Here is a 15,316-nt window from a genome sequence, read left to right as displayed (position 1 = left end):
GGGGTTTCCCCCCTCAAAGTTAAATAGTCCATAACTTGGCTTTTTCCATCTCTGTGTACATATTATAATACCTTGCTTTGTTTTCCATTAATATATTATGATCCCCGATTTCTTCTATCTTTCCCTCATTTAAAACTATTATTTGATCAGAATCTTTTATTGTATTCAATCTATGTGCTATGACTATAACCGTTTTATTTTTTATGAGTTTATCAATAGATTTCCTTATTTCAAGCTCATTATCGGCATCGAGTGAAGCAGTCGCTTCATCCAAAAGAATTATAGGAGCATCTTTTAGTATTGCACGTGCAATTGAAATCCTTTGTTTTTCTCCACCAGAAAGAGTTGATCCTCCCTCTCCAACTATCGTATCATAACCATTTTCTAAACTTTCTATAAAATCATGACAATTAGCTATTTTAGCAGCTTCAACTATCTTTTCTTTAGTGGCTTTTTGATTTCCTATTTTTATATTATTATATATGGTATCATTTAAAAGATATACTTCTTGAAAAACCATACTTACATTTTGTAGTATATTATCCGGCTTTAATTTACTTATATCCATATCACCAATCTTTATCTTTCCCGATTGTATATCCCAAAATCTTGCTATAAGACTTGTAATTGTAGTCTTTCCAGAGCCTGAAGGTCCGATAAGTGCCGTCATTGTACCTTCTTTTGCTTTAAAACTAACATCTTTTAATATCGGATCATCTTCTTCATAAGAAAAACATACATTTTCAAATTCAATATCATAATTTTTAAATTGATGATTCTCATATTCATAAGATATCTCTTTTTCATTATAAGTTTTAATAAGCTTTTCAGATGCAAGTTTTAAATATCTAAATTCTCCATATTGTGCCGAAAAACCGCGAAGAATATAAGTCAAGGCCAAGTTCAATATAACAAAAGTAAAATAATATATATTATTTATATTTCCATTTATAAATTTTGTAGTAGAAATAATAAGCATCAAAGGAAAACTCAAATCTATCAAAGTTTGAAAAGCTAAAACATATGGAACTATTGCAACTTCTGTTCTTATACTTTCTTTCCTAAAATCTTTAAAAGATTTTTCAAGTCTTTCAAATTTTTCTCCAACCATATTATGTGATTTAAATACCTTTATACCATTCAAATATTCTACCATTCTTGATATAACCACGGCTATTATTTTCTTTTTACCTTTTCCAATCTTTGAAGCCCTTTTTCCACCATAAAACATTAAAGGTAATGATCCTAAAACTATTATCAATTGTATAAGTCCAAGACTAAAATCAATAAAAAAAGTTATTATTAAAAGATAAATACTTATTATAGAAATTTTTATTAATTCAGAAGTATTATGAGTGATAACTTTTTCAAAATCTTGAAGGTCATTAGTCATTATATTAGAAATCTCACCTATACTATTTTTATTAAAATATCCCAATGGAAGATTTCTTAAATGATCTCCCATCTTTATACGCATACTTTCTATAGCTCTCGCACCTTGAATTTGAATCCCACTATAACCTATAGAACTAATTATAGTTCTTATTATGAAAGATATTATCATTATCCAGGTATACTCTTTTATTTTTTCTACACTGAATGTATCTTGTATTAAATCAAGAAGTACAAAGTACATAACTCCTATAAAAATGCCATAAAAAACTGAATCTATAACAAGAAGGAATATAGGCATTTTTAATTTTTTAGATTGTTTTCCTAAAAGTTGTTTTATATTGCCTAACATATTAAACCTCCTCCTCATCTTTAACTAAATCATAATCATACATATTCCATAAATGTTTATACAATCCTTCTTTATTCATTAATTGATCATGTGTTCCCATTTCTTGAATTTTTCCTTCATTAAGAACTATTATATTATCTGAATTCTTTATTGTATATAATCTATGTGCAATTATTATTCCAGTTTTATTTTTAAGTAATTCTCTGAGAGCAATTTGAATTTTACTTTCATTTTCTATATCTGAATAAGAAGTAACTTCGTCTAATACTACTATAGGAGTATTTTTCAGAATTGCTCTTGCTATAGAAATTCTTTGCTTTTCTCCTCCACTTAATTTTATGCCATTCTCGCCCAGTAAAGTATCATACTTTTCAGGCAATGACATTATAAAATCATGGATTTGAGCTTTCTTGGCTGCATTTTCTATATCTTCTTTAGAAGAATCACTTCCCATTCTTATATTTTCAAATATACTATCCTGCAACATAAAAACATCTTGAAAAACAAAAGATGTGTTATTCATAAGACTTTCAAAAGATATATCTCTTATATCAACTCCATCTATAGTGATAGAACCATCATCAACATCCCAAAACCTTCCTAAAAGCTGTCCAAGTGTAGTCTTACCAGAACCCGAAGGACCTACAAGTGCCACTGTTGTTTTTGGTTTTATTTTAAATGAAATATCCTTTATTACTTCTTCTTTATCATATTTAAACTTTATATTTTTATATTCTATTTCACCTTTTATGTCTTTATCCAATAATTTATCTCCAGAACTCTGTTCTTCTCTATCAAGAATATCTCTTACTTTTCCAGCACCTTCTAATAACATAGTAAAAGTCATACCAAATTCAAGAAGATTTTTAAAAGATGATAAAAAGTTTTTTGACATTAATATGAAAAGTATATATACAGAAACATTGACACTACCATTTAAATACATCAAACCACCTATTGGTATGATAAACAATAATCCAGAATCTATAAGAACACTAAATATTGCATATGATGGTGCTTGTTTTTTAGATAACTCACACCAATAATCTGCATATTCTTTATTTGTATTCTTATATTTTTCAAAAGTTTCTGAAGTTAAATTAAAAGCTTTCATTATATTCATTCCATTTATATACTGTATAATTGTAGAATTCAACTTACTCAATAAATTATGATAATCTATCATATTTTGTTTTGCACTCAATATCCAAAAAGTTTGTAATAAAAAACCCAATACGATTGGAATTAATAGTATAAATGCCAATTTCCAATTCAATGTAAACAAAAATATCAAAAATATTATTGGTGCAACAGCTGCTGCAGACAAATCAGGAATCTGATGTGCAATAAAATTTTCAAGTTTTTCTATATCTTCATTTATAGCTTTTTTTATATTACCGGTTGTATTAGTTGTAAAAAAACCCATATTAAGCTTTGCCATATGTTTTACAGCTTTCATTCTAAGTTCATAAAGAATCGTAAATGCCGCAATATGAGAAAATACTCCCGATGAAAGAAATAAAATAACTCTTATTATAACAAATATACAAGTTATAAATGCCAAGTTTTTTATTCTTTCAAAATCGATACTCGGTTTAAAAAGTTCAAGAACAATATAATAAACAATTATATATGGAACCATAGATAAAACTGTACTTAAAACACTAAAAATAGCTGATGTATACAATTTAATTTTTTCTTTTCCAGAAATTTCAAGTAAAAACTTAAAATTTGACTTTCTTTTTTCTTTATCCTGCATTTTATCCCTCCATTTCTATATAAAATTAATATTCATTTTGTATTTTTAGATTTTTATTTTTAAGAACTTTAAATTCTTTCAAAGAGATTAACAAAGCCCAAATAACTATAATTACATCTATCAAAAAAGATCCGAAATAAATACCTCTTATTCCCATAAATTTTGGAAAAAAATACATAACAGGAATATAAAAAACAATTTGTCTTGCTATACCTATTATTGCAACAGGTTTTCCTTTATTAATAGATGGAAAAAAAGTCATACATATAAATATTATTGGAAGTATAGGTATTACGAGCATCAAAATTCTAAAGTTCATTATATTATAAGGATCAAAAATCTGTCCTGGCATCATTATATTCAATACTGAGCTGGGAATTAACATCAAAATAATCCAAAAAGGAATCATAAAACAAATACCTGCAACTGTAAAAACCTTATAAGATTTTATAACCCTTAAATTATTACCAGCTCCAAAGTTTATACCTGTAACGGGTTGTAAAGCCCTCATAAGACCAAAAATTGGCGTTAATAAAAAAGTATATATTCTAAAAGCAACACCATAAAAAGCTATATCAAATAAAGTTCCATATTTAGATAATGCATTAAAAACTACAACTCCCTGTAAAACACTCATAACAGACATTATAAATGAAGGTATTCCCATAGAAAATATACTATTTATTATTTTTTTATCTCTATAAATCTTCAAAGGATTAGCTTCAAATGTGGCTTTTTTTCCTGAAAAATATAATATTCCCATTAAACTATATATAAACATACCCAAATTAGTTCCCCAAGCTGCCCCTTTAACTCCAAAACCAAAAACAACTATCAAAAAATAATTTGCTATTATATTTATTAATAATCCACTACCCATCATAACTGCAGCTGATTTCATCTTTCCTTCTGCTCTAACAACCATATTCAAAGCTAATCCATGTATCCAAAAAATAGTTCCTATTATGGTTATTCTAAAATACTCGACAGCAGGAAGTATAGCTTCCCCTTTTCCACCCATCATTTTTATAAAACTTTCAGCAAAAAACCAACCAATGATCATATATACAACGGTAGAAATTATACTTAAGTAATTGACATTACCTAATATTCTCTCCTGAGTCTTTTTATCTTTAGCTCCTATTGCTATACTCAATGCAGAACCTGCTCCCACTCCAAATAATGAACCTATACCAAGAACAATTTGAGATAATGGATAGGCTAATGAAACCCCAGCAAGTGCCGTTTCACCAACAAAACGACCAACAAAAATAGCATCGAATACAGTATTCAGTCCATATAAAATCATAGCTATTATAGCCGGCAAAGACATTTTCCACATGACTTTCCAGAGATTTTCATTAAGTATCAAATTTCTCTGATAATCTTTATTATTCAAATCCTTTCACCCCTATACAAATTTTAGTTTTACCTAACTTAATATCATACAATTATATTATCAATATAAAAAAAAATCTACTCCAAAAAATAAAAAATTCTTCATTTTAAAATGAAGAATTTTTTATTTTATATATTCTCTATATTTTTTAGGGGTTATATTCATCTCTTTTTTAAACATATTAGAAAACTTACTTGCATTATCATAACCAATTTCAGAAGCTATATAAGCTATAGTTAAATTTTTATTTTTTAATAAATCTTTAGATTTTTCAACTCTTTGTTTTTTTATAAAATCATAAAAAGTTCCTCCTGTACTTTCTTTAAAATATTTCTGAATCTTATAATTACTGAGATTAAATTTTTGAGACAAATCATTTATATAAGGCGGATCATCAAGATTTTTAAGTAATACTGAAATTATTCCAGTCATGATTGAACTTTCATAAAATTTTTTATTATTTTGAATACTAAAAAATATCTTTAAAATATCTTCTTCTAGTTTAGAAAAATTAAATATTGAATTATTATAAATATCATTAACCATATCTTTCAAAGATTTATCAGATTTTTCTATTAATAAAAAATTATCAACATAATTTTTATATGAATTAGTTATCATACCTTCTATTATTTCATCATTAAATGGAGTATTTATATTATTTTTTAACAGTTCAAAATCCATAGCTATTGAAAAACAACTAAAATTATTGTATTTCATCTTAAATTTTTTATATTTTTCAGGCATATAAAAAATACAATATTCATCTTTTCCTATTCTAGAAGAATTATCAAATCCTTCTATACCAAGTTCAAAATACCCTTCCATACAATAAGTAAATTCCAACATATTCTTACCATTTTTAAAAAAATTATAATTAAATACATTTTTTGCCATATCTACATTTTTAAATAATATGGATTCAAATCCTTTTTTATATTTTATTCTTATAAAATCACCAGAACCCATTAAATTATTTATTTTATAATATACTATATTATTTTCTATGCTATCTTTTATTATTATCTTTTCTCTTTCAAGATTTTTATAGTATTTTGAAATATTATCTTCTTCATAGAACATAAAAAGTTCCCCCATAAATTAAATTTATATTATGTAGATAAACCTACATAATATAATAATACATAATAAAATTTTCAAATAAATTAAAAAACAGTTAATTACTCATATTTCTTTTATTTTAAAGTTTTTTACAAGATAATAAGGTATAATTAGTTAAAAGTATATTTATGGGGGGAATATATATGGCTCAAAAAGAAATCTTGAAAACAGTTAAATTATGTGATTCACAAGGTAATCTAAACAATTCAGCCATAGGTTGGTCAAAAAATCCCGTTCACAAAATAAATTTAAAAGGTAGCCCTTTTAGAAAAAAGAGATGGAATTATTGGGCTATAAATAATTCAAACTTAAGTTTAACAATAGCCATAACTACATTCGAATATGCAAGTGTTGGGTTTATATATTTAATGGACTATAAAAATAATGAATTTTATGAAGATAAAGAGGTTATTCCAGGCAGTATGAATGTATATCTTCCAGACTCTCTTTTGGGAACTAATTCTTTCAATGGTAAAAAAATTACAATAGAAATGCTCCATAAAAATAAAGAAGTAATAATAAATGCGAGTTCAAAAAAATTTAAAAGTGAATTCTTTATAGAATATCCAGAAAACTATGAATCTTTAAATGTTGTAATTCCATGGAATGAAAAAAGATTTCAATATACTTCCAAACAAAATTGTCTCCCAGTTGAAGGAGCTTTATATACAAACAATCAAACTATAATATTCGAAAAAAATAGTTCCTTGGCTTCCCTTGATTTTGGAAGAGGCAAATGGCCTTATGAAACATTTTGGAATTGGGCTACATTCTCGACATATATTTCAAAAAATAAAATAGGTATAAACTTTGGTGCAAAATGGACTGATGGAACTGGTATGAATGAAAATGCCATAACTTATAATGACAAAATCTATAAAATAAATGAAGATATAAAATTTATATATGATAAAAAAAATTTAATGGCAAATTGGACTTTAAAAAATTCAAATGAAAGCATAAACCTAAAATTCACTCCATTATATATAAGAAAAGATAGAACAAAAGCTTTATTTATAAAATCTAAATTTGATCAAATTTTTGGATATTTTAATGGATATGTCCAAATAAACGACAAAAAAATAAATATAACAAAAACTTATGGTTGTGTTGAAGAACATAAAGCTAAATGGTAAGTCTTATCTAGCAAAAGAAAAGGGATTTCTTGCCAAAGAAAATTAAATAGGGAGGAACAAAATGAAAAAATATATTTCTAATATAGTATTTTTAATAATAGTATTAGCCTTTTCAAATGATTTATTGAGAGAATTATCTTATAATCTCAGTTTCAATTATGATCCTTTATTATTAACGATTTTAAGCTATACAGGAATGATATTCATATATTTAAATTTTATATGGAGTATAATAAGAAACTACAAAAAAACTGAAGATCCTATAAAAAGTTTTATATTAATTCCTTTATTAAAATTTATATCAATATACATAACTTTTTTAATACTGAGTATAATCTATAATTCAATGTTCAGTATCGATTTGATAATAGGTTTATTAAACGCTTCTATATCAATATTTATACCTGGCAGAGTAGTTTTCCCAAACATAGTAGATCTCATACTATTTATGATAATATTCTCAACAATTTCTCCTATATTGATTTCATTTATAAAATTAAATGATTCTAACAAGAAAAAAACATATGTAATTGAAGAATTCAATCAAGAAAATTACAAAAAATTAATAATGAATTTAAAAGAGATGAAAGATAATATATTCGATATGGAAGTATACAATAAATACATAGAAGTATATGATAAAATATTGATTGAAAAAGTAGATGAAACCTATAGATTTAAAAAATTATCAGAATTAAAAAATATCATGCAAGAACATTTTGATGATATGAAATTGAATTCATTGAGTTTAGATAAAAAAAAGAAAACTATAAAAAATACTATATATAAACTTGAAAAAATTTAATACAATTCAATACAAAAATATTTTATAAACAATCAAAAATCTGAGAAGTACTAAAACTGTACTTCTCAGATTTTTTATTTCATTGCGAAAAAACTAACTTAATTAATGAAAATGAAAAACATCGTAATAAAAAGTAAAACTTAGATATACAATAAGAAATATAAATAAATCGAAATTATTAATCCTAATTTATTATAACTGTCATTCTTCGAGTTTTGAAAAATAAAGTATTTAATAGTACTATATAATAAAGATTATTTAATTGAGATATGATTCACCTATTCTTTATTTAGCTTTAAATCTTTATTTTTATTAATTTTTATTGAGAAATGATTCAGTGTTTATTTAAACATAAAAACACATAAAAAAGGGGTGTGGATTTTGTTTGCAAATGTCCTAATAAACGGAACTATTAATGGATCAATTTATGCTTTAATAGCACTTGGATTTTCGCTGACTTTTGGGGTAGCCGGCGTTGTAAACCTTTATCATGGAGCTTATTACATGGTTGCAGCATATTTAACTTATACATTTATAAGCTTAAATTTTCCTTCTTGGCTTGCAGCTATAATATCTCTTTTATTGGTTGCTGGATTAGGTGGCCTCATGATGAAAGGACCTATACTTTATTTAAGAAAAAAAGGAGAAAGCATTTATATACTCATCTTCACACTTGGTGCAGCATATTTTACTCAATATTTATTCACAATGCTATACGGTGCAAGAAGATATTCAATAATGCCTTTTTATGATAACGCTTTAAATATTATGGGTGAAACCGTTCCTGGTTCAAGAGTTTTTGCTTTCATAATTTCAATTATTACAATAATTGCTGTTATGTTATTTATAAATAAAACAAGTTTTGGAAAACAAATACTTGCAACATCTCAAGATGTTTATGCCGCTGAATTAGTTGGAATAAATACAAGTTCTGTTTTTATACTAACTTCTGCAATATCAGCACTTTTAGCTGGAATCGGAGGAATCGTAATATCTCCTTTCCTTTCAATCTCAGTTGATATGTGGCTCCCAACATTATTAAAAGCATTTTCAATCGTTATATTAGGTGGACTTGGTAGTATAGGAGGAAGTATAGTTGCAGCATTTATTATGGCTTATATTGAAGGTATTGTCGCAATAACTTGGACTTCAAGTATGACAGAAGTTGTATTCCTTGTTCTGGTATTCATATTCCTAATATTTAAACCTACAGGAATTATGGGTAAGAAAACTATATAAAGGGTGATTTTATGAAATTTTTAAAAGATATAAGGGGAATTATAATACTATTATTTACAGCTTTTTTATTTATTTTTCCATTGATTTCAAATGATTTCTATCTCATAAACATTCTATCCGTTTCTTTCATATACATGGTTTATGCTGGAAGTTGGGATATACTCTCAGGATTCACAGGTAAAGAAAATATGGGTCATGCAGCATTTATAGCCATTGGTGGTTATATGCTTGGGTTTATATCTTCTTCTTTTGCAATAAAACCTTGGTTGTCTATTCCACTTGCAGCAATTTTTTCAATATTATTTGGAATAATTATAGGTATTCCAACTTTAAGACTTAAAGGTCCTTACTTCGCCTTAGCTTCTCTTGCAATAGCCTCCATATTTGAGAAATTGACCATTTCTTATTCAGAAGTCACAGGTGGCGAAGAAGGAATTTTTGGAATACCTTTTTTAACAGAAGGTCCAATGGGTTCTTATTATTTTATGCTCATATTTGCCGTAATATCAATAGGATTACTTTTTTATCTAGGCAAATCTAATTTTGGATTAATATTAAAATCTATAAAATCCGATGAAGAAGCTGCAAAAGCTTTAGGAATTGAAACAACAAAATATAAAGTAACTGCTTTTGCATTATCAGCAATGTTTGCAGGTATGGCTGGTACTGTGATAGGTCATTTTTATGGATATATAGGACCAGATATAGTATATCCTTTATCATTAAACACACTTATAATGTCTGTTGTTGGAGGAATTGGTGGAATTATTCCTGCAGCTCTTGGAGGTTTTTTTATCTCTTTATTAACAGAATTATTGAGAGGTTTTGGAGAATGGAATCAAATAATATATACTGTAATATTGATGTTATCTGTACTTTTCCTTCCAAAAGGTATTTTTGTTAGCATTGGTAATCTAATAAAAAGAAAAAAAAGTATAAAACCTGTTATAGAAAAGAGCGGTGATAAAAATTGACAAATAATATTCTTGAGATAAATAATCTTTCAAAAAATTTTGGTGGATTAAAAGCAACTGATGATATTACTTTTAATGTTAAAAAGGGTGAACGCTTTGGAATTCTTGGACCAAATGGTGCTGGAAAAACAACTATTTTTAACTTAATTTCAGGGTTTATAAAACCAGATAATGGAAAAATAATATTTCAAAATGAATCAATTTTTGGTATGAATCCTATAAAAGTTGCTCATAAGGGTCTTGTAAGAACTTTTCAAATAGTTAAACCTTTTAAAGAGTTAAGTGTATTCGAAAATTTAAAAGTTGCATCTTTAACTCCTAGGATGAATAAATTATTTCCAAATGAATCCGAAAAAATAGATTGGATAAAACATGTAGCTTCTATTTGCGAACTTGAAGAAGTTTTATATACAGATACAGAACAACTTCCACAAGGATATTTAAAAAAACTTGAAGTTGCAAAAGCTTTGACTGTGAAACCAGAATTAATATTACTCGATGAACCTTTTGCTGGTCTCACATCATCAGAAATAGAACCTATTTCAAATGTTATAATAAAAGCTAATGAAAAAAGTGGAACAACAATAATATTAATAGAACATAGATTAAAAGAGTTCATGCAAATAGTAAATAGAATAATAGCAATAGATTATGGTAAAAAAATAGCCGAAGGTACTCCAAAAGAAATAGTAGAAAATAAACAAGTTATTGAATCCTATCTTGGTAAAGGTGGTGGAGAAATTGCCAATGCTTGATATTAAACAGATCACTGCAGGATATGGAAAAGCAACTGTTTTAGAAAATCTTTCATTGAGTGTAATTGAAGGTCAATGTCATGCCGTACTTGGACCAAATGGTGCTGGAAAATCAACTTTATTAAAATCTATAACTGGAACTGTTCATCCAAATATTGGTCAAATTATATTCAAAGACAAAGATATCTCAAATGAAAAAACTCATAATATCGCAAGAATGGGCATATCTCTTTCTCCTGAAAATAGAAGGTTATTTAGAGATTTATCTGTAAAAGAAAATCTTGAAATTGCAACTATATACTCTATTAATAAAAATATTAAAAAAAATCTTGATTTTGTTTATCAAATATTTCCAAGATTAAAAGAAAGAATAAATCAAAAAGCAGGTACTATGAGTGGTGGAGAACAACAAATGCTTGCAATAGGAAGGGCTTTGATGTTAGAACCTGAAATATTATTATTAGATGAACCATCTATGGGACTTGCACATATAATAAAAGAACAAATATTTGAAGGTATTAAAAAAATAAAAGAAACTGGAAAAACTATTTTAATAGTAGAACAAGATGCGACAATGATACTTCCCATAGCAGATAAAATATCTATCTTTGAACATGGAAACATAGTATGGGAAGGTAATCCTTCAGAACTTTCAGGAAATAATTCAATAAAAAGTGCTTATCTGGGGTTATAAGCATTATAAAATTAGGAGGGATTCTCTTTATGAAAAAAGCTTTAAGTTTAATATTCATTATAATTCTTATTGTTTCAGCATTTTCAGCAAATCCTTGGAAAATAGGTGTTCTTGGTCCTTATCAAACTGAAAATGGAGTATGGATTAAAGAATCTGTTCAAATGGCAGCAGATGAAATAAATGCACAAGGTGGAATAGTTGGAAGACCTGTAGAATTAGTATTCGTAGATGATGAAAATACTGCCGGAAAAATGATCTCAGGAATAACAAGGCTTGTAACAAGAGATAAAATAGATTTCTTAATAGGTGGAGTTGGTTCTGGACCAGTTCTTGCTGCTATGGATACAATGGCAAGATATAAAGTAATATGGCTTGGAACAGGAGCAGCATCTCCAGATATAACAAATAAAGTTGCCGAAAATTTTAATAAATACAAATATTACTTTAGAGTTGGAACACTTGATTCAATATCTCAAGGAAGATCTATCGGTGAATTTATCGCAAACTATCTCGTTCCTGAATATGGCATAAAAAAAGCTGCAATAATATCTTTAGATCTTGTTTATTCTAAAGGTATAGCTGAAAAAGCCGCTGAAATAGCTGAAAAAGCAGGTGTAGAAATAGTTTATAGAGATTATTTCCCTGCTGGAACAAATGATTTTTCGGCTACATTCAAAAGAGCTGAGGAAGCTGGTGCTCAAGTTATAATTGATGCCATAGTTACCGAAGATGGAATTCAATTCACAAAACAATGGTATGATTTAAAAGTAAATGCTGCAATAGTAGGTGCTATTGCCCCAGCACTAAAACCAGAATTTTTTAATCAAACAAATCAAAAATCAATATATGAAACATCTGCATATCCAAATGGCGGTCCAGCTCCTTTAACATCAAAAACATTAAAATGGTATGAAGATTATAAAACAAAATTTGGACATGCTCCTGGATTCATAGCATTCCCTTCATATAACACTTTATATGTTTTAAAAGAAGCACTTGAAAATACTAAAAATTTAAATGATAAAGATGAAATAATAAAAGCCATAGAAAAAGTAGAATTTCCTTTAGGTGGAGACAAAGGCGTTGCTCCTGTAATATTTACAGAAAATCATGACTTAAAATATGGTGGAAATGGAGCAAATGGTATAATATATCAATGGAACACAAAAGGTGAATGGAAAGCTGTTTGGCCTTTAGAATATAAAACAGGGGATTGGTTAGTTCCTGAATGGATAAATTGGTAAGTATATTTGAATTAAAGTGATGAAAGCCGGCAGTTGTGCCTGCCGGCTTTCATGTTATAGGTAGTAGGATCTTAAAAGTACTTACGGACGTTCTTCGCTTTTATTTTTCTTTATTGTATCATAAAACAGAGCATTATCAAACTATATTTTTATTATTTTTAAAATTCGTAATAAAAAATTAAAATGATGAAATTTTTTTCAATATAAAACACTATGTTCTTAAAAAAACATTTTTAAAATTAATATTTTTTATTAAAATTTACTATTAATACTGATACTATTACAAAAACAATTCCTAAAAATATGTTAATAGTTATACTTTCTCTAAAAATTATTACCCCGAGAATAACACTCACTATCGGTTCAAACGCACTCAATATTGAAGCTGTGGATGAACCGATTTCTTTTATACCCATTTGTAATAAAATAACTGCAAAAATGGAGCATAATAAAGCTATTATCATACCCATAAACCAAGACAAGTAATTAAAATTAAAATTTAATTCAAATTTCAAACTACCAAAACCCAAAAAAATCATCGAAAACAAAAGCAAATAGAAAGTCATAACAACACTATTCATGTTTTTTATCTTTGTATGCTCAATCACAAGCATATAATAAGAATACAAAATTCCAGAGATAATAGCTATAAAAACACCACGAATATCTATTTTAATATTTTTATTTATAGAAAGCATACTTATTCCAATAATAGCTAAAATAAGAGCAAAAACTTTATTTTTATTTACTCTTTCTTTAAAAAACAAAATATTTGCAGTCATTATACAAACAGGATATATAAAATGAAGTGTAGTGGCAACACCTGTACTTATATAGGTATATGAAGCAAAAAGAGTCAATTGTGTTAATGTATATCCAATCAAAGAAAGAAAAAATAAATTTATAAAATCTTTAAAATTTATTTTTATAGATATTTTCTTTATTAATATAAATATAGATATAAATATAAGTGCAAACATACTTCTCAAAAATACTAAACTATAATAATTTATCCCTCCCAAATAAGCTATTTTAGCAAAAATCGGCATAAATCCAAATAAAATTGCCGAAAACATGGTCATCAAAATTCCTTTATTCTTCATACTAAATCCTCTCTATTCTATAATATTAAATGATATTATATCCCTTTTAAATTTAAAGTCAAGTTAAAACATACTTTTTATTTAAGTTAAAATATAGTATAATTTAATAAATTAATTCTAATATTGTATGAATATTTTAAAAGGGGTGAATTTTATGGGATAAAAGTATATGAAGTCATAAACACAGACATATATTATAATCTTGCTTTTGAAAGTTATATATTCGAAACCATAAAAAAAGATGATTTTTCCATAATTTTTTATAAAAATACAGATTGTTTAGTAATTGGAAAACATCAAAATTTATTCTTAGAATGCAATATAAACTATACAAAAGAAAATAATATAAAAATTGCAAGGAGAGAATCTGGCGGGGGAACTGTTTTTCAAGATCTTGGCAATTTAAATTACAGCTTTATAGGATATTTAGACTTAAATGATAAAGAAAAAAATTTTGATATTTTGATGAAATCCATAAAAAACTTCAATATTTCCCTTACAAAAGATGATAAAAATAGTTTATTTTATAAAAATTTAAAAGTATCAGGAAGTGCTTTTAGACTATCCAAAAATAAATTTTTACATCATGGAACATTACTCTTAAATACTAATCTTTCCAAATTAAATAATTCAATCAATATAAAAAATATAAATCATAATAAAAAAAATATATATTCAAATTACTCAAAAACAACTAATTTAAAAGATATCTCGGATGATATAGATGAAACAAATATAAAAAAGCAAATATTAATAAATTCAAAATTTTATTATGGAAAAATTATATCTTATACACTTATAGAAAATAATTTGAATAATTATATGTCTAAAAAAATAAAATTATTAAAAAATTTCAACTGGATTTATAATAATTCAGAAAAGAGGGGGGAAATTAATGTATAAAAAAGCATTTATGGAAAAACTTGAAGAAATTATAGAAGAATCTAAAACGGCACTTTTGAGTACTATCGATGATAAAGGATATCCTACTTCGAGATGGATGAGTCCAATATTATTACCAGGAAAAGGCGAGTATATATATGCAATAACAGCATCTTCATTCCCAAAAACACATCAGATAAACAATTCACAAAAAGTAGAATGGTTATTTCAAAAAAAGGATCTTAGAGAAATAATGAATATAAAAGGAAAAATAAATGTTATAGACAATCCTTCTATAAAAAAAGAAATTCTTGAAATAATGGGAGACAGACTTGGAGTTTTTTGGAAAATAAATGAAGATGTTTCAGATATGGTTGTCTTAGAAACAGAAATTTTATATTTCAAATACTTTAAGCCAATGAAAGGTGCATACGATATTCTCGATCTAAGGGGGGAATAA

The 15,316-nt window shown here is 26.4% G+C and carries 14 protein-coding genes; 9 read left to right on the top strand and 5 right to left on the bottom strand.

Going from position 1 to position 15,316, the window contains the following annotated elements; translation table 11 throughout:
- Positions 1-19 precede the first annotated feature (19 nt).
- The 4 genes from PWP28_RS07245 to PWP28_RS07230 form a co-directional block, all read right to left on the bottom strand.
- Positions 20-1,744 (bottom strand): ABC transporter ATP-binding protein, encoded by a 1,725-nt coding sequence (locus PWP28_RS07245; RefSeq protein WP_308644477.1) that lies wholly within the window; start codon positions 1,742-1,744, stop codon positions 20-22.
- A 1-nt stretch (position 1,745) separates the two neighbouring features.
- Positions 1,746-3,503: an ABC transporter ATP-binding protein gene (locus PWP28_RS07240; protein WP_109604897.1), complete on the bottom strand. Its 1,758-nt coding sequence runs from the start codon at positions 3,501-3,503 to the stop codon at positions 1,746-1,748.
- 25 nt (positions 3,504-3,528) lie between these two features.
- The gene (locus PWP28_RS07235; RefSeq protein ID WP_369426120.1) at positions 3,529-4,845 is read right to left on the bottom strand and encodes an MATE family efflux transporter; all 1,317 of its coding nucleotides are present in this window, start codon (positions 4,843-4,845) and stop codon (positions 3,529-3,531) included.
- A gap of 180 nt (positions 4,846-5,025) precedes the next feature.
- Positions 5,026-5,985 carry an AraC family transcriptional regulator gene (locus PWP28_RS07230; protein ID WP_308644476.1) on the bottom strand — a complete coding sequence of 320 codons (960 nt, stop codon included), beginning with the start codon at positions 5,983-5,985 and terminating at the stop codon, positions 5,026-5,028.
- Positions 5,986-6,167: 182 nt separating this feature from the next.
- Here PWP28_RS07230 and PWP28_RS07225 point away from each other — a divergent pair, with 182 nt between their 5' ends.
- From PWP28_RS07225 to PWP28_RS07195, 7 genes are all read left to right on the top strand, one after another.
- Entirely contained in the window at positions 6,168-7,160 is a 993-nt protein-coding gene (locus tag PWP28_RS07225) for a DUF2804 domain-containing protein (protein WP_158274838.1), read from the top strand.
- A 61-nt stretch (positions 7,161-7,221) separates the two neighbouring features.
- Complete coding sequence (locus PWP28_RS07220; protein ID WP_109604894.1) at positions 7,222-7,965, top strand: hypothetical protein; 744 nt, start codon at positions 7,222-7,224, stop codon at positions 7,963-7,965.
- Between the two features lie 381 nt (positions 7,966-8,346).
- Positions 8,347-9,204 carry a branched-chain amino acid ABC transporter permease gene (locus PWP28_RS07215; RefSeq protein ID WP_158274837.1) on the top strand — a complete coding sequence of 286 codons (858 nt, stop codon included), beginning with the start codon at positions 8,347-8,349 and terminating at the stop codon, positions 9,202-9,204.
- An 11-nt stretch (positions 9,205-9,215) separates the two neighbouring features.
- A complete protein-coding gene (locus PWP28_RS07210) occupies positions 9,216-10,178 on the top strand; it encodes a branched-chain amino acid ABC transporter permease (RefSeq protein ID WP_109604892.1) in 963 nt (320 codons plus the stop codon).
- A complete protein-coding gene (locus tag PWP28_RS07205) occupies positions 10,175-10,933 on the top strand; it encodes an ABC transporter ATP-binding protein (RefSeq protein ID WP_109604929.1) in 759 nt (252 codons plus the stop codon). Before PWP28_RS07210 ends, PWP28_RS07205 begins: the two co-directional genes overlap by 4 nt.
- Complete coding sequence (locus PWP28_RS07200; RefSeq protein ID WP_206050559.1) at positions 10,926-11,627, top strand: ABC transporter ATP-binding protein; 702 nt, start codon at positions 10,926-10,928, stop codon at positions 11,625-11,627. Before PWP28_RS07205 ends, PWP28_RS07200 begins: the two co-directional genes overlap by 8 nt.
- Before the next feature lie 29 nt (positions 11,628-11,656).
- A complete protein-coding gene (locus PWP28_RS07195) occupies positions 11,657-12,871 on the top strand; it encodes an ABC transporter substrate-binding protein (protein ID WP_109604890.1) in 1,215 nt (404 codons plus the stop codon).
- A 239-nt stretch (positions 12,872-13,110) separates the two neighbouring features.
- Here PWP28_RS07195 and PWP28_RS07190 read toward each other — a convergent pair whose 3' ends face one another.
- A complete protein-coding gene (locus PWP28_RS07190; RefSeq protein ID WP_109604889.1) occupies positions 13,111-13,974 on the bottom strand; it encodes a DMT family transporter in 864 nt (287 codons plus the stop codon).
- 123 nt (positions 13,975-14,097) lie between these two features.
- Here PWP28_RS07190 and PWP28_RS07185 point away from each other — a divergent pair, with 123 nt between their 5' ends.
- Both PWP28_RS07185 and PWP28_RS07180 read left to right on the top strand, forming a co-directional pair.
- Positions 14,098-14,877, top strand: a complete 780-nt coding sequence (locus PWP28_RS07185; RefSeq protein ID WP_308644475.1) for a lipoate--protein ligase family protein — start codon at positions 14,098-14,100, stop codon at positions 14,875-14,877.
- Complete coding sequence (locus PWP28_RS07180) at positions 14,870-15,316, top strand: pyridoxamine 5'-phosphate oxidase family protein (protein WP_264149565.1); 447 nt, start codon at positions 14,870-14,872, stop codon at positions 15,314-15,316. The genes PWP28_RS07185 and PWP28_RS07180 overlap by 8 nt, the downstream gene beginning before the upstream one ends.

The organism is Oceanotoga sp. (assembly GCF_030445905.1).
GTDB classification, from domain to species: domain Bacteria; phylum Thermotogota; class Thermotogae; order Petrotogales; family Petrotogaceae; genus Oceanotoga; species Oceanotoga teriensis.
The sequence above is the reverse complement of the archived record's forward strand: the minus strand, read 5'-3'. Positions and strand labels throughout refer to the sequence as shown.